This window comes from Bifidobacterium sp. JNUCC 75 (assembly GCF_054819865.1).
This window is the reverse complement of record NZ_JBTHIF010000001.1, coordinates 1,146,904-1,169,468: the sequence shown is the minus strand read 5'-3', so window position 1 is coordinate 1,169,468 and position 22,565 is coordinate 1,146,904. Positions and strand designations below refer to the sequence as shown.

Here is a 22,565-nt window from a genome sequence, read left to right as displayed (position 1 = left end):
GCGAAAACACCCATCATGAAAAACTCGAAAGCCTATGTATAAGCAGAAAACGAAGATTCCTGATGAGCGAGACTGAAACGGCAGCCTGCAAGTCCCTGGCGCAAGCATTCTACGATCAGGTCTTCACTCGGGGAGACACCAGCAATATCGACAGGTTCATGCGGGACGACTACATTCAGCACAACTCAACCTGCGCCGACGGGAAGGCTGGTTTCCTGGAGTCCATCAAGGGCTTCCTGTCCCTTGACCCGCTAATCGGCATCATCGAGCACAACGTCAAAGGCGTACAGTCCCACAACGGCAACGGTCTCTTCTGACCTCCAGCGGCATAAGAAAGAACGAAAACAAAGTAGGCAGGGAGACAATCGCAACCGCTCCAGAATATGGATACCTCTTTTAAACTGAGTCCAAAATCCGCCTCAACCATCCAAACGCCTGCAACGTTGATATGTTGAGCCAAGACGAATCCAGCTGCTTCAGTGTCGTTTTGCTGACTTTATAATCGCAGTCTGCTCGGCAACCCGTCTGTGTGGAAGAGAACCCACTCATGCATTCATGACTTTCTTCACAATGGTCCGGGCCTCCAGGTCCCCTCTTCAGCGTTCTGTCGGCAGCCGTCACCGCCCTGGTTCCGGCCTGCCCAGGTGTGGTCCCCAGGCTCGGATTGGTCGCTGCCACCAGCGCTGAAAGCATAGGATGCTGACCGGCAACCAAGCTGAGCCTGATAACGCTGATTGCGTGATTTTGACGACAAGGTCTTGCATTGGCAGGCATTGACGGCCAGAATGTCAAAATGACCTTAGCAAATTCACAGAAAACCCCGGCCACAAATTCGGCCGACAATCCCACCATACGGACCTTGCTTGAGCGACGCTCCATCCGCGGATTCACCGACGAGCCGGTTGACGACCAGACCGTCGCCCTGCTGGAGCAGGCAGCCCAGCATGCAGCAACCAGCCGGTACTTCCACGAATGGTCGGCTATCAGAGTCACGGATCATGATGAGGCGCTGGCAATCGCGGATATAGCTCACCAGCGCTATGTAGCCGAAGCTCCGCTGCTCTACATCTTCCTGGCCGACCAGCGTCGCAATGCAGATCTGGTCCGACGATCCGCCGATGATCTGGACCCGGATACCACCCTGCTCAACACCGGTTATGTCTTCCTGCAGTCGCAGAACGATGCGGTCTTGGCCCTGCACGCCATGGAAACCGCAGCCAATGCCTTGGGCCTGGGCGGAGTCATTCTAGGCAGCGTCATCAATGACACGAACAGATTGATTGATCTGCTGAAGCTGCCCAAACTGGTCTATCCGGTGCTGGGTCTTGCCATCGGTCACCCGGCCCAGGATCCGGATCCCAAACCCAGGATGCCTCGTCAGGCGCAAATCTTCACCAACACCTATCAACGGGCCGATGAAGATGCAGACATGAAGGATGCCCTGGTCGACTTCGACCAGACGGTCACCCGCTATTATCGCGACATCCGGCACATGGACGATCCCCACCGTTCATTCAGCGCCATGATGGCTGACAAGGTTCGTAACCCTGCCTCCGGCCATGAACCCATGCTGGATTCGATCCGCCGACAGGGATTCGACCCAGCCTGCTAAGGCGACGAAATCCCTGCCAGCCAGTCAACCGCAATGGCCACCCGATAAGTTCACCCGGCTAGTTCACCAGCCTTAGGTGAATGGACAAAGTCCAATCGGCCCCAAACAGCGAGATCAGTGGAATCCAATCTTGCTGCTCGGGGCCGTCAGAATCAATCAGAATCAGCTTGGCAATCACCAAGAACGCTGGGGTTGCAGAGAGACAATGACTGCCTCACCTGCGACGAGGCTTGTACCCACGTTTGCGGCTGTGTGGTTTCAAAGCTCGCGAGGCAGTCCTCATACGCTGGTAGGAGCCCGGCTCATGGCTAGTTAGATGCCAGCTTCCGCAGTAATCGCAACGGTAGACCCACAGAAGAACGTTGCGTTCGACCATGCTGCGGTCGGCGGCCTGCTGGGCCTTGGCCCGATCGTGATACATGATCTTGGACGTAGCAGCGCAACGTCGTGGGGTGAAATAATGCATGACAGCGTACGACTACCTCGCAACCGATCTGACTATCCTTCTGCGCACTTTTGCACTCATGACGCCCAATGCCCGATAAAGCAGGCCCTGCCAAATGACGCAAACCGATGATGCATGAAAATTGATGCAAGATCAGACTGGCAGAGCACAATCCTTCATAACCTGAAGCGGCAAGGGCAGAAACCGAACGGACGTGAGCGACCCTACCTACAGCAGGCAGGGATCAGGGCAGGTCGTGACCGGCGCTCAGATAGAGGTCGTACCATTCCTGGGCGGTCAGATCCACATCTGCACCAGCTGCCATCTGGGTGATGCGTTCAGGGTTCATGGATCCCAGGAGCACCTGTATGCCGGCGGGGTGCCGCAGAATCCAAGCCACTGCGATTGCACTCTTGGTCACTCCATGCTGCTTGGCCAGTTTGTCCAGCTCGGCATTGAGTTCGGGGTAGTGGGGATTGTCCAGGAAGACCCCGTCGAAGTAGCCGGTCTGGAAGGGGCTCCAAGCCTGAATGGTCATGGACTTCAGCCGTGAATAGGCCAGAAGACCGCCATCGTGATCCAGGCTGGGATCGTCGCCCATATTGACATGAATCTCCTGGTCGACCATGCCGGTGTGCCCCAGGCCGAACTGCAACTGGTTGACCTCCAACCGCTGGCTTACCGCGCTCTGCAGCAGCTCCACCTGCATGGGGTTGACGTTGCTGACGCCGAAGTGCCGAACCTTCCCGCTGGACTGCAGTTCATTGAAGGCTTCAGCCAGATCGTCCAAGTCGACCAGGGTGTCGGGGCGATGCAGCAGCACGAAGTCGACATGGTCGGTCTGCAGATTGACCAGCTCTTCATCCAGGGCCTTCAGCAGATGATCCTTAGAGAAGTCATAGCGAGTGATCTGGTCGCTGTCCGGGTTGCGGAAAATGCCGAACTTGGTCTGGATGCCCACGCTGTCACGGTCTACGCTCAGATCCTTCAGAGCCTGCCCCAGGGCGCGGCTGCTGGCCCCGGCATGGTAGCAGTCTGCTGTATCAAAGAAGTCCACGCCCGCATTCATGGCCGTCTCCACAATGGTCCGCGCCTCCTCGCGGCTCTTCTGATCAATCCGCATGACCCCCAGGGCCACACGGGAGGCCCGGAATCCTGACCGTCCTAAATTCATGTATCGCACAATGTCCTCCTCGTAATTGACGTCTAGGCTCGAGTCTACCCGTACCAGCTACTTGTAGCCGTGTGCGGTTACTCCAGCAGGTTGCTGCGCAGGGCATCCACCTGGTCCGGCCCGAACCCCAAAGCCTGACGCGCATAGGCGAAGACATCCCCGTAGGCCTCGACCATGGCTTCTTGGGCATGAGCCAGGTACTCTTTCTTGACGCAGAGCGCAATCTGCAGGGCGTCCAGTGAATCCTGGTCGAAGCCTTTGGCACGGAATTGGTCCAGCAGTTGATTGTTGGCCCCGACCCTCTCTTGGTTGGTCTTCAGATAGTCCGCGAATATCTGGTCGTCGTCCACCTCCAGCAGCCAGAGCACCAGTGCCGCGGCGAACCCGGTCCGGTCCTTGCCGGCAAAGCAGTGGAAAAGAGTGGCCCCCTGGGTGTTATCCACGACGATGCGCAGGAACCTCCCATACCCCTGCTGGGCCGCAGGACTCATGACCAGGTCATGGTAGACATTCATCATGTGCCCGTTGACCTGATCCGCCGAACCTATCGAGGCGAAATCGTCCAGGCTGGCGCTGTTGGTGCCGCTTTGCTCCAGTAGATCAATGTTGGTAAAGGTCACACCGTCGAGCCGGTCGTCTGGACTTTCCTGTATCTCGAAAGGCCGGCGGAAGTCCACAACCTGGGTCACCTGGTAGCGGTCGACCAGCTCCCTCTTAGTTTCTTCGTCCAGACCCACTAATTGCCCGGAGCGGATAAACTTATGGGGACGGACCAGACGGCCATGAATGGTCCGTATACCTCCCAGATCCCGAAAATTGGCAATGTTCATCGACGACCTCCTTAATATCCGCCCTGTCTCTAAGCCACCCCCGCCTCCATAAAAATAACAGGAGCCTGGTGTACCAGCGCACAATCTACGGCAACAAGCATTGCACCCAAGGTACCATCCCTGTTGCTATGCAGACACGCTATGGTTGGCGTCAAAAGCCTCTGTTGAGGGACTGGGTGGGTTTCTGTCACCGCTTTGCGGTGAGGGCTTGTCTGATGGGAGTGCTGCCTCCGACGATGTTGTAGATCCCGCCTACGGTCTGCGGCAGGTCGACGCAGTCGGCCAGGCATTGTGCCACATCGGGGATCGGTATGGGTCCGGGCCCGTCTGGCTCTACCTGAATGACTCCGGTGCCCTTCTGCTCGGTCAGGCTGCCCGGCTCGATGATGGTGTAGTCCAGTCCGGAGCCGATCAGGTACTGGTCGGCCATGTTCTTGGTCACGTAGTAATCGGCGAGGGCATCAATGGCAGGCTTGACCTGGGGCTGTTCCCAGCGCAGCCAGTCGGCTGCATACATGGCCCCCAACATGACGTACCTGGTGATGCCGACCGCTTTGGCGGCCTCTATGGTCTTCATTGCTCCCAGGGCATCGATCTGGTTGATGTCTTTGCCACGCGAACCAGCAGTGAAAACTACGGCGTCCGCATGCATCTTGCGGAACGCGTCGGTTATCTGGGAGAGCGGGTCATGCAGATCCAGGGTCATAGGTTCCACCTGCTGGCTGGCCAGAATCTTCGAGGCTCCTCGTGCGCAGGCTACAACCTGATGGCCTGCTTTGACGAGATCCTCGAGTGTCAATGCACCCACTCTGCCGGTAGCTCCTACAAGAATGATTCTTTTGCCCATGCTCATCCGCTTTCTTCGCCTATGTATTTACGCGCCTGATTTGGCTGTTTTCATTTTAGGTGTCCTAGACCATAAACAACAGGTGACAAAGTGAAGGACAGTTGCGGCATCAGTGCTTCCGAAGATCAAATCGCAGACTGCCCAAGTCAAAGGCAACCTTACTTGTCCCGATTAACCGTGTTCCCTTGCTTGGCATGTGTCTTCATGCACGGAGGCAGGAACTTTCAAATATAGGTCTGAGACGGGTATAAAAAAGGGAGGGATCCTCAGGAACTGTCTCCTGAGGATCCCTCCCATATTTTCGTGTTGTGGCGGCGGTGTGCTACTCTCCCACACTCTTCCGGGTGCAGTACCATTGCCGTGCTGGGTCTTAGCTTCCGGGTTCGGAATGGGACCGGGCGTCTCCCCCAGGCCATGACCGCCGCGAATCTTCAATTCTGCCGATCCCGTGGGGGGTCGGGGTGTCCTGGCGGCTTGGGGACCGGATGGTGGACGCGTGTCTCGTGTTCTTCGATCGCCTGCGAATGTTCGTGCATATTGCCGCAGGCAGGCTTCGCAGCAGGGTTGATGCCGCCGCCCCTTCGCAGGGCGGGTGTTGTGTTGTCCTCGACCATTAGTGCCGGTCGGCTCCGCCCCTTGCGGGGTGTCCACGTCCGGTCTATCGACCATGTGTTCTGCATGGGGTCTTCAGAAGCCCGGGGGCTTCATGGAATCCTTATCTTGGAGGGGGCTTCCCGCTTAGATGCTTTCAGCGGTTATCCCATCCGAACGTAGCCAACCGGCCGTGCCGCTGGCGCGACAACCGGCATACCAGAGGTTCGTCCACCCAGGTCCTCTCGTACTATGGGCAGGGCTCCTCAAGATTCCAACGAGCGCAGAGGATAGAGACCAAACTGTCTCACGACGTTCTGAACCCAGCTCGCGTGCCGCTTTAATCGGCGAACGGCCGAACCCTTGGGACCTGCTCCAGCCCCAGGATGCGACGAGCCGACATCGAGGTGCCAAACCATCCCGTCGATATGGACTCTTGGGGATGATCAGCCTGTTATCCCCGGGGTACCTTTTATCCGTTGAGCGATGCCGCGTCCGTACGCCGGCACCGGATCACTATCTCCGACTTTCGTCCCTGCTCGACCCGTCGGTCTCGCAGTCAAGCTCCCTTGTGCGATTGCACTCAACACCCGATTGCCAACCGGGCTGAGGGAACCCTTGGGCGCCTCCGTTACTCTTTGGGAGGCAACCGCCCCAGTTAAACTACCCGCCAGGCACTGTCCCTGGCCGGGATGACCGGCCGAGGTTAGAGGCCAGATGAGGACAGAGCGGTATTTCACATTCCGGCTCCACGGATGCTGGCGCACCCGCTTCGAAGCCTCCCGCCTATGCTACACAGTCCGCACCTAACGCCAATACCAAGGTATAGTAAAGGTCCCGGGGTCTTTTCGTCCTTCTGCGCTTAACGAGCATCTTTACTCGTACTGCAATTTCGCCGAGCTCCTGGTCGAGACAGTGGGGAAGTCGTTACGCCATTCGTGCAGGTCGGAACTTACCCGACAAGGAATTTCGCTACCTTAGGATGGTTATAGTTACCACCGCCGTTTACCGGGGCTTGAATTCACCGCTGCCCCCTCCGAAGAGGGATGACGGATCCTCTTAACCTTCCGGCACCGGGCAGGCGTCAGTGCATATACAGCGACTTACGTCTTCGCATGCACCTGTGTTTTTGGTAAACAGTCGCTACCCCCTGGTCTGTGCCGCCCCCGCCGGCTCCGCGCGTGAAGCGCCTCACCGGCAGGGGCCTCCCTTATACCGAAGGCACGGGAGTGATTTGCCGAGTTCCTTGACCAGGATTCGCTCGATCGCTTTGGTATACTCTACCTGACCACCAGTGTCGGTTTGGGGTACGGGCGGCGCCACTCCTCACGCCGAAGCTTTTCTCGACGGAACGGCACACCGGATTCGGGGCACAAGACCCCCCATCATCACACCTCGCGCTCATGCCGGACGGATTTACCTGCCCGACGCGCCGCATGCTTGACCACGGACAACCACCACCGCGGCCCGGCTCCCGTTCCGTGTCACTCCCGCGCTACCCGCCACGCATCCACACGCCGGTCCCATGCCATCGGACGGTCCGAAGACCGCCACCCGACACAGGTAAGGGCACGCTTCCGCGTCTTGGATTGGACGGCTTGACGCCGGTAGGAGAATATCGACTCCTTCATCCATTCGACTACGCCTGTCGGCCTCGCCTTAGGACCCGACTCACCCGGGGACGACGAACGTGGCCCCGGAACCCTTGGTCATCCAGCGGACGGGATTCTCACCCGCCTCTCGCTACTCATGTCTGCATTCTCACTTCCACGCGGTCCACGGCCGGCTCACGCCGCCGCTTCACCCCACGCGGAACGCTCTCCTACCCAGCACAGCGAACTGCGCTGCCGCGTCTTCGGTGGCGTGCTTGAGCCCCGCTACATTATCGGCGCGGAACCACTAGACCAGTGAGCTGTTACGCACTCTTTCAAGGATGGCTGCTTCTGAGCCAACCTCCTGGCTGTCTATGCGACTCCACATCCTTTCCCACTTAGCACGCGCTTGGGGACCTTAGACGACGATCTGGGCTGTCTCCCTCTCGACGACGGAGCTTATCCCCCGCCGACTCACTGCCGCGATACACCTCACACGTATTCGGAGTTTGGCTGCTGTCGGTACCCGATACGGGCCCTCAAGCATCCAGTAGCTCTACCCCATGGAGGCACTCACGCGACGCTGCACCGAAATGCATTTCGGAGAGAACCAGCTATCACGGAATTTGATTGGCCTTTCACCCCTAGCCCCAGGTCATCGGCCCGGTTTTCAACCCAGGTCCGTTCGGTCCTCCACGCGGTCTTACCCGCGCTTCAACCTGCCCAGGGCTAGATCATCCCGCTTCGGGTCCAGGACACGCGACTGGAAACGCCCTTATCGGACTCGCTTTCGCTACGGCTGCCCCACACGGGTTAGCCTCGCCACGCACCACTGACTCGCAGACTCATTTTTCGATAGGCACGCCGTCACCCCGAAAGGCTCCGACGGATTGTAGGCACACGGTTTCAGAAACTCTTTCACTCCCCTCCCGGGGTGCTTTTCACCTTTCCCTCACGGTACTCGTACGCTATCGGTCAGACAGGAATATTCAGGCTTACCCCACGGTCGGGGCCGATTCACACGGGATTCCACGAGTCCCGCGCTACTTGGGAACAAGAACCGGCAGGCGGCGCGCCTTCGGCTACGGGGCCATCACCCTCTACGGCCGGGAATTCAATCCCGTTCGCCTCACACGCCGCTTTATCACTGCCGCCGGGCCCGTCGGAGCCCGGACGCCAAGTCCCACAACACCCATGCCGCAACCCCCGACGGGTCTCACACGGCACCGGTTTGGCCATCATCCGCTTTCGCTCGCCACTACTCACGGAATATCCTTTCCTGCAGGTACTGAGATGTTTCACTTCCCTGCGTACCCCCCGCACGAATGCGGTGCCGGCCCATCACGGCCGGCGGGTTACCCCATTCGGACACCCTCGGATCAAAGCCCTGTCGGCGGCTCCCCGAGGCCTATCGCGGCCCCACGCGTCCTTCATCGGTCCTGTCTGCCAAGGCATCCACCATGCGCCCTTGCCGACAACACGACCACAGGCCATGCCACGACAACAACAACTGCGAACTGCCAGACGACAAATCATCACACTAAACGATCACAAAACGATCGACCCGAACCCACTCACATGGGCCCGGACGAAACAATACAGCAGACAGCCGGCACCAGGCCAGCCATCCGCTCGCGTCCACTATCCAGTTCTCAAACCACCAGCGCGCCGCCGGCACCCACCACAGGGAAAACCCCACGCAGGACCCGACGGGCGACGGGAACACCACCCACAAGGGTGGCGGTCCGGGAACCCAACAGCGCATCCATGCCACAGCCTCAAGACCGTTCCACGCCAGCACACCCACGCCAACCGGCCAGCCGGCCGGCCCGCAGGCACGACCCCCACGCAGACCACGCAGGGGATTTCCGTAATCTCCGTAGAAAGGAGGTGATCCAGCCGCACCTTCCGGTACGGCTACCTTGTTACGACTTAGTCCCAATCGCGGACCTCACCTTAGACGGCTCCCCCCCTTGCGGGTTGGGCCACCGGCTTCGGGTGCTGCCCACTTTCATGACTTGACGGGCGGTGTGTACAAGGCCCGGGAACGCATTCACCGCGGCGTTGCTGATCCGCGATTACTAGCGACTCCGCCTTCACGGAGCCGGGTTGCAGGCTCCGATCCGAACTGAGACCGGTTTTCAGGGATCCGCTCCATGTCACCATGTCGCATCCCGTTGTACCGGCCATTGTAGCATGCGTGAAGCCCTGGACGTAAGGGGCATGATGATCTGACGTCATCCCCACCTTCCTCCGGGTTAACCCCGGCGGTCCCCCGTGAGTTCCCGGCACGACCCGCTGGCAACACGAGGCGAGGGTTGCGCTCGTTGCGGGACTTGACCCAACATCTCACGACACGAGCTGACGACGACCATGCACCACCTGTGAACCGGCCCCGAAGGGAAACCGCGTCTCCGCGGCCGTCCGGCACATGTCAAGCCCAGGTAAGGTTCTTCGCGTTGCATCGAATTAATCCGCATGCTCCGCCGCTTGTGCGGGCCCCCGTCAATTTCTTTGAGTTTTAGCCTTGCGGCCGTACTCCCCAGGCGGGATGCTTAACGCGTTAGCTCCGACACGGAACCCGTGGAACGGGCCCCACATCCAGCATCCACCGTTTACGGCGTGGACTACCAGGGTATCTAATCCTGTTCGCTCCCCACGCTTTCGCTCCTCAGCGTCAGTGACGGCCCAGAGACCTGCCTTCGCCATCGGTGTTCTTCCCGATATCTACACATTCCACCGTTACACCGGGAATTCCAGTCTCCCCTACCGCACTCCAGTCCGCCCGTACCCGGCGCCGATCCACCGTTAAGCGATGGACTTTCACACCAGACGCGACGAACCGCCTACGAGCTCTTTACGCCCAATAAATCCGGATAACGCTTGCACCCTACGTATTACCGCGGCTGCTGGCACGTAGTTAGCCGGTGCTTATTCGAAAGGTACACTCACTCTCGCTTGCTCCCAATCAAAAGCGGTTTACAACCCGAAGGCCGTCATCCCGCACGCGGCGTCGCTGCATCAGGCTTGCGCCCATTGTGCAATATTCCCCACTGCTGCCTCCCGTAGGAGTCTGGGCCGTATCTCAGTCCCAATGTGGCCGGTCGCCCTCTCAGGCCGGCTACCCGTCGAAGCCTTGGCAGGCCATCACCCCGCCAACAAGCTGATAGGACGCGACCCCATCCCATGCCGGTAAACCCTTTCCCACACCATCATGCGATGATGCGGAGCATCCGGCATTACCACCCGTTTCCAGGAGCTATTCCGAAGCATGGGGCAGGTTGGTCACGCATTACTCACCCGTTCGCCACTCTCACCACCAAGCAAGCTTGGCGGATCCCGTTCGACTTGCATGTGTTAAGCACGCCGCCAGCGTTCATCCTGAGCCAGAATCAAACCCTCCACAAAAAACCATGAAGAAGGCCGAAACAGCCCACATCAATAATTGACGGGCCAGCTTCCATAAGGAGGAAACCAACCCACGAAAAACCCCGACACCAATTACACGCTCCCACGAAACCCCAAAACAAGGAAGGCATCGGACTGGCAATCAAAAAGCTATAAGTAGCACAAACACGCTCTTGAGTTCTCAAACCACCACCACACCAACAGCTCCAAGCCCTCCGAAGAGTTCTCATCACTGCCGGGCAGCAAGAAGTAAACTTACACGAAGTTGCGTTGTCCCGCAAATTGGCATAGGAAAATATCGAAGGAACCCAATGATTCCGGGGATTCTACGGCGTGTCGATTTCCATCGACATAGTCCCCGTTTCATCGACCTTCGTCAATCCAGGAACCCCGCACACTCTCCAGCGAGGCTCAAACCAATACCTTCCAGTGACTCATATTAGTAGTTTTCGTCGCGCGCAGCATGTATTTCCACCATGCGAATGGGTACAAGCGGCAAGGCAACCCTTGCTTATCAATAGAGCACTACAAGCAGAGGGCTTTAACCGTCGCCGCGAACCGTTCTGGTTCATCCCACTGCGGGCAGTGTCCTGACCGGTCAAAGCGGATAAACCGATGCGGGCTCTTCAACCCATCTGCAAACCGCTCAACCAGAGTGCCTGGCAGATGACGGTCATACTTGCCGCTAATGAAATATACCGGTGCCACGAAAGAAGTCTGCCTGCTGAAATCAACCTGCTCCAGCTCAGCATCCAAGCGAGCGCGGGATTGAGCCACCCCCTTGGCGTGGTTGAGCAGACGCGACCAGTTGTAGTAGGGCGAGCGCAGGTAAGTCATGATCCGTCCCAGGGATCCGAACAGCATGGCAGCCCCGCCACGAGACAACAACTCATTGATCATGAGCACCATGTCAGCGGTTCCGCTCTCCCTGCTGACGACCGAACCGAGCCGGGGACCCAAATTCCGTTGCCCCCAATGCCGTCTTAGCCGAAGAGCGGCGCGCATGCTGACAACCTGCCCAAGGCCGATGTAGCAACGAACAAGCGAGGGATAGCGCTTCACCATCTCCAGCCCTAGGACGCTACCCCAGGAATGACCGATGAGAATCAGAGAATCCTGCCCGTAGGCTCGAAGAAGCTTTAGCACGAACTGGTGAACATCTTCGACCATCGAATCGATGGTCACCGCCTCGCCAGGGGCAAAGGGATGGTAGGACAGACCGCTGCCTCGCTGGTCCAGGTTGATGAAACGGAAATCGCGCTCCAAGGCCGCGTTGTAGCGCATGGTGAGTGGAATGCAGGCATCGCCCGGGCCACCATGGAGGTAAAGGATAATAGGGGCACGGCGAGGGGCTGGATTCATCGAGAAGACAAGGCGTGTACCTCTAATCCACGTCCAATACAAACGTGAATGCGTGGAACACTGAGGATGAACACAGCTTCTGCCTTGGGCCATAATGGAATTCTATCGGAAAACAGACCACAAGAACTGCTTATCCGTATGCTGAAGCGAGCAAGAGAGCAGGCCCGGGTATTCCTACAGCATCACAATAAAGGTCATACGGCACTCACCAAACCCAACGGCGTAAGCGTCCTTTCCCTTGGAGCGGCAAAGTAGTGGCCCGGCATGGTGAGTTAATTGCTCAGCATCGTGGGGCTACTGACGACCAATTAGACTGCCAATACCAGTGGGGACAGTTGATCTTGCCATTTATGAAGTAAGAGCGAATAAGAGCTGCCTCTTCTTTCTCGATTCCATCCAGCTTCACTTTGACAGATCAGACGGCTTAATCGACAATTCATGATATTTGTTTGAGACATTTCACACCCCTTGTCATAGTGAAAAAAGACAGGTGATAAAGACCAAGGTTGCTCCTTATCAAACACGAGCGCATGGCCTTTGTCCGCTTGTTTCAAGCAAAAGATAACAAGGAGAGACAAGAACCGTGTTGCAAATCAATATGGCCGATGTCGTTGCCGTTATGCATTCACTGGTACCTTATCTGTCGGTTGCCGGTGTACTGCTCCTTTTGGCACTGATCATCACTATCGCAGTAAATAGGAAAACCGTCGGGGACATCAAGACTAGGAAGATCATTCATTCCGAATCATGGATCATCGCCCTAATTGGCTCGGTCGTAGCCATATCAATGATGCTGGAAGGCCCCATGGCCACGCTTCTGAACAACGCCACGGCATCTAAGCATGAGCTGACTAAGCAAACCATAGCTGAAGCCACCAAGCTGGCTGAGAAAGCACAGGGTGAAGGCATCACCATGTTGCAGAATCAGGACTCTAATCTTCCTCTTAAGACAAAGAAAATCAATGTTTTCGGATGGGCATCGACCAACCCGGTTTACGGCGGCAGCGGATCGGGATCTATCTCCGATCAATACCCGAAAGTCTCCCTTCTGGAGGGCCTCCACCAGGCCGGCCTTGAAACCAACAAACAGGTAACCAAGTTCTACAAAGATTACAAAAGCGCCCGGCCCGAAGTGGGCATGTTCGGACAGGATTGGAGCCTTCCTGAACCACCGGCATCTCAGTATCCCCAATCACTGATGCAAAATGCCAAAAGCTTCTCCGATCAGGCCATTGTCGTCCTGGCCCGTACAGGCGGTGAGGGTGCCGACCTCCCCACCAATGTCAAAGGTGAGGATATGAAGCATAAGGGTAGGAAGATCAACTTCACTGATAACACCAAGGAGTACGAAGACTTCAAATTCGGCGATCATATTCTCCAGCTGGACCAGTCTGAGAGAGATATGATCAACATGGTCACCAAAAACTTCCAGCATGTGACTCTAATCTACAACGGGGCGAACGCCTTCCAGATGGATTTCCTGGATTCCTACCCGCAGATCAAGTCGGTGCTCTGGTGCCCCCCTGCCGGCCAGAGCGGCTTCAAGGCGCTTGGCCGAGTCCTCACGGGCAAAATCAACCCTTCAGGTCGTACCTCGGACACCTTCTTGAAAGATCTAACCAAGTCAAATTCATACAATAATTTCGGCTTTTTCGAGTATCACAACACTTCTGAATTTAATCAGAACATAGTTGATTTTCGCGGCAAAAAGAAAGAGGTGAAGCCCCACTTCGTCAACTACACGGAGGGAATCTACGTCGGCTACCGCTTCTATGAAACGGCTGCCAAGGAAGGCCTGATCAATTACGACAATATGGTCAAGTTCCCCTTCGGGTTCGGACTCTCCTATACCCAGTTCAAACAGGAAATGGGACCAGTCAAGCACGAAAAGGGAAAAATCTCGTTCGATGTGACAGTCACCAATACCGGCTCACAGGCAGGCAAAGATGTAGTCGAAATCTACTACGACCCCCCATATACTGACGGCGGCATCGAGAAAGCCTCCACCAATCTTGTAGCATTCGACAAGACCAATCTGCTGAAGCCCGGTGATTCGCAGAAGGTGCACATCGCTTTTAATGACTCTGATATGGCATCTTACGATTACCTGCACGCCAAGGCATATGTGCTGGAGGCAGGTGACTATGCCATACGTCTTCAATCCGACGCCCACACTGCGATTGACTCCAAAACTGTCAAGATAGCCGAGGCCATAACATACAACCGAAAGGACCAGACCCACAACGGTGACAAAATCCCTGCCACCAATATATTCGACGACGCTGAGGGAGAGAATATAACCTACCTCTCCCGGGCCAATCACTTTGCTAACTATGGTCAGGCCACAGCAGCTCCCACCAACTTCACCATGAGTGACGCGACCAAGGCGCGATTCAGCAACAACGGGACCTACAAGCCAACCGATCACGATCGAAATTCCGACAAGATGCCGAAGATGGGTGCCGACAACGGCATACGCCTGGCTTCCTTGAGGGGCAAATCTTATGAAGACCCGCTGTGGGAGAAGCTTCTCAATCAGCTGACCTTCTCACAAATGGATGACTTGATAGCCAACAGCGGGTACACCACACCAGAGATCTCCTCTATCGGGAAGGTCAAGACCTCCGAGGCCGACGGGCCTGCAGCTTTGATCAATAACTTCACCAAAGTCAGCTCAATCGGTTTCCCGGCCTCTACTTCCTTCGCCTGCTCCTGGAATAGAGCTCTGGCGAAGGAATATGGCAAGATCATCGGCAAAATGGCGCAGGAAATGCATGTGAACGGCTGGTATGCCCCAGCCATGAACATTCACCGCAGCCCCTTCAGCGGCCGCAGCTTCGAGTACTTCTCCGAGGATCCTCTCATAGCTGGCACAATGGCGGCCAATGAGATATCCGGCGCACAATCCAATGGCGTCTATGCTTTCATGAAGCACTTCGCCCTCAATGAGCAGGAGAGCAACAAATCTCAGATGCTCTGCACTTGGGCCAACGAACAATCCATGCGTGAGATATTCCTTAAGCCCTTCGAGATGAGCGTGAAACAAGGAAAAGCCAAAGCTGCCATGACATCCTTCAACTATGTGGGGCCTACGTACGCCGGAGCCAACCCCACTCTCTTGACAACCTTGCTAAGGCAAGAATGGGGATTCCAAGGATTCACCATCACGGATTACTTTGGCGGCAATGGGTATATGAACGCCGACCAGATAATCCGTGCCGGTGGTGATGCCATGCTTGCTACTACTAAGATCACCAATCATGTGACCGACAAGTCCGCAACCTCCGTTAAAGCCATGCGGCAGGCCTGCCACAATATCCTCTTCACCTCGGTGAATGGGTGGGCCTATGCCAATGGAGAGCCGAAGGCAGAGCTACCCTCCTGGAAGATAGCTATGCGTGTAGTCTGGGTGATCACAGCCATCCTCGCTGCCTTGGCGGAGTACATGACCATAAGGCGATTCATCAAGAGAAGGAAGGCCTGACTACTACTGTGCCATCCAAGTCAACTCTTGGCGGGCAGAGATTAATCACTGCTATGTCTTGAAATCTGAGCAGCAAGAAGAACGGTGCACCGTATCTTTGGTGCACCGTTTTTTATAATCGGTATTTGCAAGACAAGGGAAAGAATCTTCACTTCATCAAGCCGTCATGGGCATTACGTCCTGGCATTCTTATTCAGAAAATACCAAAGCTAAGCCTTTGTACAATTTTGACCTTTCCCATACGTCAGTTCATTAGCTTTGGCGGAGCCACAACCCGAATTGGCAATTTTCAAAACCGGAAAACAAAATATCACGTGATAGCGCACAAATGCGGGTTTCCCAAACCGGTAATAAAAACGCTGAGACTGAAGCATCAAGCAGAAAAGAAGCCTTAGGGCACAACTCGTTCTTAACGACTGTTAAAAGCAGGTCATACAGGTGCGCCCAGTTGGATTTGATCCGCTGACTGATCAAACTAAGTCATCGAGCCCTGGACCCTTACACTATTGTACTTTGACTCTTTCGCCGCTCTTCGGTTCCCTGCAGTGATCCGGGTTGATTTTTTATCGTGGCCTCGTCTTTGAGATAAGGAAGATAGTGGCTGAGGTCAACCTCCAAAAGAAGCCAGAATTAGACGCCTATAGACCGATAAGAGACTATTTATGCGCCCGATAAAACAGATTAGGAACAGGGTTGTGCCCTTGAAGGCATAGTCGCTGATAATACAAACAAAGCAGAACTGAGCCATTATCAGAAAACTTCGGTGTTTTCTGAACCTGAAGAGAACTTCGAGATAGGTCTTGACCTCTCTGGGAGACTGGCCGGTTAGCCACCGAAGTAGTCGTGGAGAGGGAACACCATGGAAGTCAAAGATCTGACAGTTCTGGAACGGGCATCGCTGCTCTCCGGAAAATCCACCTGGGCGACTCGAGCCTTGAAGAAGGCGGGCGTCCCGAGCATGGTCCTGAGCGACGGTCCGCACGGCCTGCGGCGCCAGACCGGATCAGGGGACAACCTGGGCATGGGCAAATCCAAGCCCGCCACCTGCTTCCCCACAGCCGGCACTGTAGCCTGCTCATGGGACCCGGAGCTGGCCAAGACCATGGGCCAGGCGCTGGGTAGCGAGGCCAGAAGCCTGGGCGTCAACATGGTCCTGGGTCCGGGTATGAACATCAAGCGCAACCCCCTATGTGGCAGAAACTTTGAATACTATTCCGAAGACCCCCAGGTGGCTGGTCATATGGCTGCAGGCCTTATTGAAGGCATCCAGTCACAGGGAGTAGCCGCCACCCCCAAGCATTTCGCCATGAACAGCCAGGAGCTGCGCCGCCAGGCATCCGACTCCGTGGTAGATGAGCGCACCATGCGCGAGCTCTATCTGACCGGATTCGAGATCGCCGTACGCCAGGCCCATCCCTGGGCCATCATGACCTCTTACAACATGGTCAACGGCACCTATGCCAACGAGAATCCCCACCTGCTCAAGGACATCCTGCGCAAGGAGTGGGGCTTCGACGGCATGGTGGTCTCGGATTGGGGCGGCTCCAACAGTGCGGTCGCTGCAGCCGCCAATGGCTCCTCCCTTGAAATGCCCCAAGCCGGGTACGACTCCGTCCGCCAGATAGCCAAGGCAGTGCAGGAAGGCCGCCTGGACGAGGCCGACCTGAATGCCCGGGCCGAAGAAGTGGCCCGACTGGCCAAGCTTACCTATCACTCCGACATGGACCTCGATGGGAACCTGACCACAGACCAGATACGGGATCACCATCAGGTGGCGAGGAGCATTGCAGAGGGATCCGCCGTTCTTCTAGTCAATCGGGAGGGACGCCTACCACTGGCCGCCGGCACACGGGTCGCCCTGGTCGGCGACATGGCCGAGACTCCAAGATTCCAAGGATCTGGGTCCTCAAAGGTCAACGCGGCCAAGCAGGAGAGCATGCTGGACCTGCTCAGGCAGGGCAACGGCGACGGCCTGGAGCTGGCCTCCTACAGTCAAGGATATGAACGCCATGGCGAGAAGAACCAATCTTTGATCGACCAGGCCGTCGCTGCGGCCGACCAGGCTGATGTAATCGTTGCCTGCGTGGGCCTGGACGAGCGCAGCGAATCCGAGGGCCTGGACCGTTCCCACATGGACATTCCCAGCAACCAGGTCGACCTGATCAAGGCCTTGGGTGGGACGGACAAGCCTTTGGTGGTCGTCCTGGTGGCGGGATCCCCTGTCACCACCGACTGGATCGACCAGTGCGATGCCATTCTCTATATAGGACTGTCCGGGCAAGCTGGTGCATCAGCCACCCTGAACATCCTGACGGGCCGGGTCAACCCCTCCGGCCACCTGGCGGAAACCTGGCCCAAGTCCTATGCCGACTGCCCCAGCGCTGACTGGTACCCCGACCCTGCTCACGAATCGATCTACCGGGAGGGCCCATTCGTCGGCTACCGTTACTACCTGACTGCAGGCGTAGAGGAACGCTTCCCCTTCGGATACGGCCTGTCCTACGCACACTTCACCTATGCCGATCTATCCGTGGACGACAAGGGAGCAACCTTCACCCTGACCAATGACTCGGACAGGCAGGGGGCCACCGTTCCCCAGCTCTACGTCCAGGCGCCCAAGGGTGGCGTGCTCAGGCCGGTCCGCGAACTGAAAGGCTTCAAGAAGGTCAGCCTGGAAGCCGGTCAATCAACCCGTGTCCGTATCGACTTCGACCAGACGACCTTCCGGCACTTCGACACAGCCAGCAACTCCTGGCAGGTCGAGTCCGGCGACTGGACCATCATGATCGGATCCGACGCCCGCAGCATGGAGCTGAGCGGACATCTAACCGTCCAGGGCACCGTCGACCCGCAGAGTCCCGACCCTGCCCTGGGCGCCTACCTGACCGGCCGGGTCAAGGAGGTCGACGATGCCGCAGTGACAGCACTCTTCGGTCACCCGGTGGTTCGACAGGGCATCGTCAACTCCTTCGGCATCAACGATCCGCTTTCGTCCTGGAAGGACTCCAGAAGCGCCCTGGCCAGGTTCGTGGCCAACTTCCTGGCCAAGAACGAGAGCCGCCACGAGACCAAGACCGGCAACCCCGACCTGAACACCCTCTTCCTGCTCAACATGCCCCCCAGGGCTATGGCCAAGATGACCAACGGGCTGATTGACACGGCCATGGTCGAGGCCATCGTGCGCATTCCTAATGGCCACCTATGGCGGGGACTGGGCGGATTCATCGCCGGATTCTTTAGGAACATGTCCGCCAACCGCCGGACCGGAAAGGAGCTCAATCATGAGTGATCAGCACAGCCAGCAGGTCGGACAGCCGACTCAGGAGGAGGCGACGAGGACCTCACAGTGGGCGATCGTCCGCTGGTGGCGGCGGTTCAGCGACCGGCACACCACCCTGGCCCAGTTCATCGTCTTCTTCATCCTGTCCAACGGGGTCACCGTCTTGCAGCTGGTACTCATGCCCGTGCTCAAGGCCATCTTCAACGGCACCTCCCTTGTGGGCACCAACTTCCAGATCTGGCGCATGGGGACCGTCGGTGGCAAACCCTACTATCTCTTCGACTATGCGGCCGGGTCGATTGGCCACGGCGGCGGGGGCGGCCTGGCCTACTTCCTCGCAGTGGAGATCACCCTGCTGATTGCCCAGATCATCAACTTCTTCCTCCAGCGCAACATCACCTTCAAGTCCAACTCCTCGGTCTGGAAGGCGGCCTTCTGGTACCTGGCGGCCTATGTGATCATCACCATCATCGCGGCGGCGCTGCAGGGTTGGTACAAGGACCCCATATACGGCTTCTTCCAGCACACTCTGAACTGGGGCAGCCTTGGGACTACTGTTGCTGACCTGGTCACCATGATCATCAACTCGGCCATCTCCTTCTGGGTCTTCTTCCCCATCTTCAAGGTCATCTTCCGTCAGGAGCCCACCGAATCTCAGGCGAGCGCCCAATAAAATTCCGGCCCCACTCCCCCGACTGCCAATGGACCGGCATGCATCGGCGGACGGAAGAGCGGGGCCTTTTCCTCATACCCATCATGTACAGTGGTCGAAACGGCCGCCGGCGGGATTATGGCAACTCCGCCGGCATACCCGCTGACCCATCCTTTTGCGAAGTGATCGTTCATGACAATCGACCGACCGGCCTCCACGAGCCCGCCCGTTCTCACCTTTATCGTCCCCGCCTATAACATGGCCCAGCATCTGCCGACCTGCCTGGATTCGCTCCTGAGCCAGGAGAAGGACGATCTGGAAGTCATCGTGGTCGACGACGGGTCCACCGATGCCACAGCGCAGGTGGTGCAGTCATATCAGGCACGCCATCCACACACTGTTCGTCTGATCAGGCAGACCAACAAGGGCCACGGCGGCGCGGTCAACACCGGCCTGGCAGCCGCCCGGGGTCGCTACGTCAAGGTGGTCGACGCCGATGACTGGGTGGATCCGACCTCCCTGGGTCTGGTTCTGGACCAGCTGCGCGACCAGTCGCGACGTACGAATCCGGTGGACATGGTGGTCACCAACTACGTCTATGAAAAAGAAGGCCGCAAGCATAAGCGGGCCATCAACTTCCGTAGCGTCATGGATCCGGGGCAGGTGCTGGACTGGAACCATCTACGGCGGTTCGGGCTGGCCCAGTACATGATCATGCATGCCCTGATCCTGCGCACCGAGGTACTCCGCCAGGCCCGCACCCGCCTGCCCGAGCATACCTACTATGTGGACTTCATCTACTCCTATCAGCCCCTGCCCTGGGTGCATACCCTGCTCTACCTGGACACGAATTTCTACCGCTATCACACCGGCCGCAAAGGCCAGTCGGTGCAGACTTCGATTATGATCGCCCGGGTTTCACAACTATTGCTGGTCAACGGGCTCATGGCGGATTCCACGCCTGACCCGGGGACGGTTCCCCGTGGACTTTATCGTTATATGATCCACTATTTGTCCATCAACTGCGTGGTGACCTCGGTCTTTCTGATCCTCTCTCGCAAGCCCAGCAACTACAGGAACAAGGACATGCTCTGGAGCAGGCTGGAGCACCGCTCCCCTGCCATCGCCTCCGATGTCCGCTCCACCCTGCTCTGCCGGATGATCAACATGCCGGGCAGACCGGGCCGCCTGGCCATCCGCCTGGGTTATAAAGCCGCTGAAGCTGCCATGGGCTTCAACTGATCGCCCTCCCTTGGCAGGAGCACGCATAGGCTGAACCAATGATGCTCGGTACGCAGGGTCATCTCCCCTTGGTAGCGGTGGGCTATGTGCCGGATGGACTTGACACCATACCCATGCAGACCATCGTCGGTCCTGGTCTTGGTGGTGGCCAGCTCGCCATTGCCTTTCCAATTCAGGGGCGAGGCGAAATAGTTTTCGATGCGAATCACGACGAACTGTCCTCGAGCATATAAAGCCACCTTGATCAGGCGGCGGTCGGGCTCCTTGACCTTTCTCAAGGCCTCAATGGCATTGTCCAAGGCGTTGCCGAAGAGAGTGGAGACATCCATGGGCGACATCCCCTCCAGAAGTGAGCCGTCGGCCACCATAGTCAGGGTGATTCCCTCTTCCGAACAGATGCGCTCCTTGGTTGACATGACCACATCCAGGATGGGGTTGCCGGTGTGCTGCTGCGACCCGTACCGTCCGACTGCAGCCTCCAGCTCCTCGAAGTCCTGGGACTTGCGCTCAGGGTCCATCTGCGAGCGCAGGGCGGCGATTTGATGCTTGAGATCGTGGGCAAGCCTACCCATAGCCTCAAGATTCTCCTTGGAACGCATGTACTCGCGATGCTGGCTGTAAGCCCGGGCGTTAATGGAGGCCAACTCGGCGCTGGTATGGCTTTCCCGCAGCTGCTCCTGCTGGGCGTAGAGCATGGCGAACCCGCACAGGTCCACCAGAGTGCGGATATAGAAGACCTCCAGGCCAACCCGACCGGAGAAGGGGGTATTGGTGGAGACAAAGCTCAGGTTGGACATGGCGAAGGTGACCACTGCGATAACCGCGGCTATGAAGACGCTGCGGCCAGGCACGGAAGGCTGGGCATCGGCAAAGTTACGTCGCTCAGCCACCCAAGCCAGCAGCCCTACGCCGCCGTAGATCAACACCAGCAAAACCAGTGAGGCTGGGTCGTACAGGCTGTGACTGGATGGCCGCATGAAGGAGTCCAGCTGCCAATGCAGGGAGGCGATCAGCTCAGCCAGGACGAAGGCGCGGGCCAGCAGATAGGCCCCATCCAGCGCACCCAACCCTGAAGCCAGCATAATGATGGCGTACATGCAGACCACAGCCAGGCACATGCTGATGATCCAGAAGGCGATAGGCAGGGTGCCAGCCCAGTACTGAACCACGATCAGCACAGCCAGACCAGGCAGAAGGACCGCCACCATCCGCAACCGAGAGATCCTCGGCCCGATGGCCAACAGGTAGACCAGGCAACCCAGCCACTCGCTGATGGCTGTATAGAGCCGGGGGATGTCAGGGAGGGCATTGAGGATGTGGGTGGTGGTCATGGCCGACCTGCCACGTAAGCGGTAAGAGCCGTCATAAAGGACTTCTTACGGGGTCGGCTGACCCGCAGCCGCTGACCGGTTGACATAATGCAGTCCTGGTCTTCCATGCCCGTCACATGGGCCAAATTGACCAGGTAGCAGGAGTTGGAGCGAAAGAATCCCCGCTGATCCAGCTGTCCCTCCAGACTTTTCAGCGTGCTGTTCGTGGTCAGCGAGGAATCCAGGGTGTGGATGACGCTGCTGTGGCGGACGGATTCGATGAAGACGATGTCCTTGAGGGGAATTCTGGTGGATCGGGCGCCCTCGGTAATCAGGATGGACAGGTCCACGCGGCCGCGCACCTGGGCGATGGACCGGTCCAGCTCCTGGGAGAAAGCGAACCAGGGCAGTGGTTTGAGCAGGTAGGAGAGGGCACCCACCTCATAGCCGTTGATGGCGTACTGGGGGGCGGAGGTGATGAAGACGATAACCACCGACTCATCGCGGGCACGCACCCTGTGGGCCACTTCAATCCCGTCCATGGGAGTCATCTGAATGTCCAGAAGAAGGATGTCATACACAGGCCTATAACCATCTGCGAAAGCCTTGCCATCGGTGAAGACGCTGACCGTCAGTTCCTCCTGACGCTCCTTGCGGTAACGGCTCAGGTAATTGACCATGGTTCGACAGCTGATGGAATCGTCATCCACCACTGCGATTCTGATCATCCTGGTGC

The 22,565-nt window shown here is 57.5% G+C and carries 13 protein-coding genes and 3 rRNA genes; 6 read left to right on the top strand and 10 right to left on the bottom strand.

Annotated elements, in window-relative coordinates:
- Window positions 1-62 precede the first annotated feature (62 nt).
- Both ACVWNW_RS04845 and ACVWNW_RS04840 read left to right on the top strand, forming a co-directional pair.
- A complete protein-coding gene (locus ACVWNW_RS04845) occupies window positions 63-317 on the top strand; it encodes a hypothetical protein (protein WP_454481399.1) in 255 nt (84 codons plus the stop codon).
- 476 nt (window positions 318-793) lie between these two features.
- Window positions 794-1,612 (top strand): nitroreductase family protein, encoded by an 819-nt coding sequence (locus ACVWNW_RS04840; RefSeq protein WP_454481397.1) that lies wholly within the window; start codon window positions 794-796, stop codon window positions 1,610-1,612.
- A gap of 214 nt (window positions 1,613-1,826) precedes the next feature.
- On the opposite strand, the gene ACVWNW_RS04835 is transcribed toward ACVWNW_RS04840, so the two are convergent.
- The 8 genes from ACVWNW_RS04835 to ACVWNW_RS04800 form a co-directional block, all read right to left on the bottom strand.
- Window positions 1,827-2,078 (bottom strand): hypothetical protein, encoded by a 252-nt coding sequence (locus tag ACVWNW_RS04835; protein ID WP_046322106.1) that lies wholly within the window; start codon window positions 2,076-2,078, stop codon window positions 1,827-1,829.
- Between the two features lie 223 nt (window positions 2,079-2,301).
- Complete coding sequence (locus ACVWNW_RS04830) at window positions 2,302-3,240, bottom strand: aldo/keto reductase (protein ID WP_110424647.1); 939 nt, start codon at window positions 3,238-3,240, stop codon at window positions 2,302-2,304.
- 68 nt (window positions 3,241-3,308) lie between these two features.
- On the bottom strand, window positions 3,309-4,061 hold the full coding sequence (locus ACVWNW_RS04825) for a tyrosine-protein phosphatase (RefSeq protein ID WP_454481394.1): 753 nt from the start codon (window positions 4,059-4,061) through the stop codon (window positions 3,309-3,311).
- Between the two features lie 187 nt (window positions 4,062-4,248).
- Window positions 4,249-4,908, bottom strand: coding sequence for an NAD(P)H-binding protein (locus ACVWNW_RS04820; RefSeq protein ID WP_461196327.1), 660 nt, complete (start codon window positions 4,906-4,908; stop codon window positions 4,249-4,251).
- Between the two features lie 309 nt (window positions 4,909-5,217).
- Window positions 5,218-5,334: ribosomal RNA gene (gene rrf / locus ACVWNW_RS04815) — 5S ribosomal RNA — on the bottom strand.
- 168 nt (window positions 5,335-5,502) lie between these two features.
- Window positions 5,503-8,573, bottom strand: a 23S ribosomal RNA gene (locus tag ACVWNW_RS04810).
- Between the two features lie 401 nt (window positions 8,574-8,974).
- Window positions 8,975-10,499, bottom strand: a 16S ribosomal RNA gene (locus tag ACVWNW_RS04805).
- The 16S, 23S and 5S rRNA genes sit together here, the layout of an rRNA operon.
- 525 nt (window positions 10,500-11,024) lie before the next feature.
- Window positions 11,025-11,861 carry an alpha/beta fold hydrolase gene (locus ACVWNW_RS04800; RefSeq protein ID WP_461196326.1) on the bottom strand — a complete coding sequence of 279 codons (837 nt, stop codon included), beginning with the start codon at window positions 11,859-11,861 and terminating at the stop codon, window positions 11,025-11,027.
- Window positions 11,862-12,444: 583 nt separating this feature from the next.
- On the opposite strand from ACVWNW_RS04800, the gene ACVWNW_RS04795 reads away from it, so the two are divergent.
- The 4 genes from ACVWNW_RS04795 to ACVWNW_RS04780 all read left to right on the top strand — a co-directional run bounded on the left by ACVWNW_RS04795 (window position 12,445) and on the right by ACVWNW_RS04780 (window position 20,519).
- Window positions 12,445-15,345, top strand: a complete 2,901-nt coding sequence (locus ACVWNW_RS04795; RefSeq protein ID WP_454481388.1) for a glycoside hydrolase family 3 N-terminal domain-containing protein — start codon at window positions 12,445-12,447, stop codon at window positions 15,343-15,345.
- Window positions 15,346-16,204: 859 nt separating this feature from the next.
- Window positions 16,205-18,634: a glycoside hydrolase family 3 C-terminal domain-containing protein gene (locus tag ACVWNW_RS04790; RefSeq protein ID WP_454481386.1), complete on the top strand. Its 2,430-nt coding sequence runs from the start codon at window positions 16,205-16,207 to the stop codon at window positions 18,632-18,634.
- Window positions 18,627-19,298, top strand: a complete 672-nt coding sequence (locus tag ACVWNW_RS04785; RefSeq protein WP_454481384.1) for a hypothetical protein — start codon at window positions 18,627-18,629, stop codon at window positions 19,296-19,298. Before ACVWNW_RS04790 ends, ACVWNW_RS04785 begins: the two co-directional genes overlap by 8 nt.
- Window positions 19,299-19,469: 171 nt before the next feature.
- On the top strand, window positions 19,470-20,519 hold the full coding sequence (locus tag ACVWNW_RS04780; RefSeq protein ID WP_454481382.1) for a glycosyltransferase family 2 protein: 1,050 nt from the start codon (window positions 19,470-19,472) through the stop codon (window positions 20,517-20,519).
- On the opposite strand, the gene ACVWNW_RS04775 is transcribed toward ACVWNW_RS04780, so the two are convergent.
- The gene (locus ACVWNW_RS04775) at window positions 20,483-21,850 is read right to left on the bottom strand and encodes a sensor histidine kinase (protein ID WP_046322083.1); all 1,368 of its coding nucleotides are present in this window, start codon (window positions 21,848-21,850) and stop codon (window positions 20,483-20,485) included. The two genes, ACVWNW_RS04780 and ACVWNW_RS04775, sit on opposite strands and share 37 nt — an antisense overlap.
- A complete protein-coding gene (locus ACVWNW_RS04770; RefSeq protein ID WP_046322082.1) occupies window positions 21,847-22,557 on the bottom strand; it encodes a LytR/AlgR family response regulator transcription factor in 711 nt (236 codons plus the stop codon). The genes ACVWNW_RS04775 and ACVWNW_RS04770 overlap by 4 nt, the downstream gene beginning before the upstream one ends.
- Window positions 22,558-22,565 lie beyond the last annotated feature (8 nt).

Coding starts and splice junctions, on each gene's coding strand:
- ACVWNW_RS04785 (WP_454481384.1), top strand. CDS start 18,627: ATGAGTGATCAGCACAGCCAGCAGGTCGGACAGCCGACTCAGGAGGAG.
- ACVWNW_RS04820 (WP_461196327.1), bottom strand. CDS start 4,908: ATGGGCAAAAGAATCATTCTTGTAGGAGCTACCGGCAGAGTGGGTGCA.
- ACVWNW_RS04825 (WP_454481394.1), bottom strand. CDS start 4,061: ATGAACATTGCCAATTTTCGGGATCTGGGAGGTATACGGACCATTCAT.
- ACVWNW_RS04770 (WP_046322082.1), bottom strand. CDS start 22,557: ATGATCAGAATCGCAGTGGTGGATGACGATTCCATCAGCTGTCGAACC.
- ACVWNW_RS04840 (WP_454481397.1), top strand. CDS start 794: ATGACCTTAGCAAATTCACAGAAAACCCCGGCCACAAATTCGGCCGAC.
- ACVWNW_RS04775 (WP_046322083.1), bottom strand. CDS start 21,850: ATGACCACCACCCACATCCTCAATGCCCTCCCTGACATCCCCCGGCTC.
- ACVWNW_RS04790 (WP_454481386.1), top strand. CDS start 16,205: ATGGAAGTCAAAGATCTGACAGTTCTGGAACGGGCATCGCTGCTCTCC.
- ACVWNW_RS04835 (WP_046322106.1), bottom strand. CDS start 2,078: ATGCATTATTTCACCCCACGACGTTGCGCTGCTACGTCCAAGATCATG.
- ACVWNW_RS04845 (WP_454481399.1), top strand. CDS start 63: ATGAGCGAGACTGAAACGGCAGCCTGCAAGTCCCTGGCGCAAGCATTC.
- ACVWNW_RS04780 (WP_454481382.1), top strand. CDS start 19,470: ATGACAATCGACCGACCGGCCTCCACGAGCCCGCCCGTTCTCACCTTT.
- ACVWNW_RS04800 (WP_461196326.1), bottom strand. CDS start 11,861: ATGAATCCAGCCCCTCGCCGTGCCCCTATTATCCTTTACCTCCATGGT.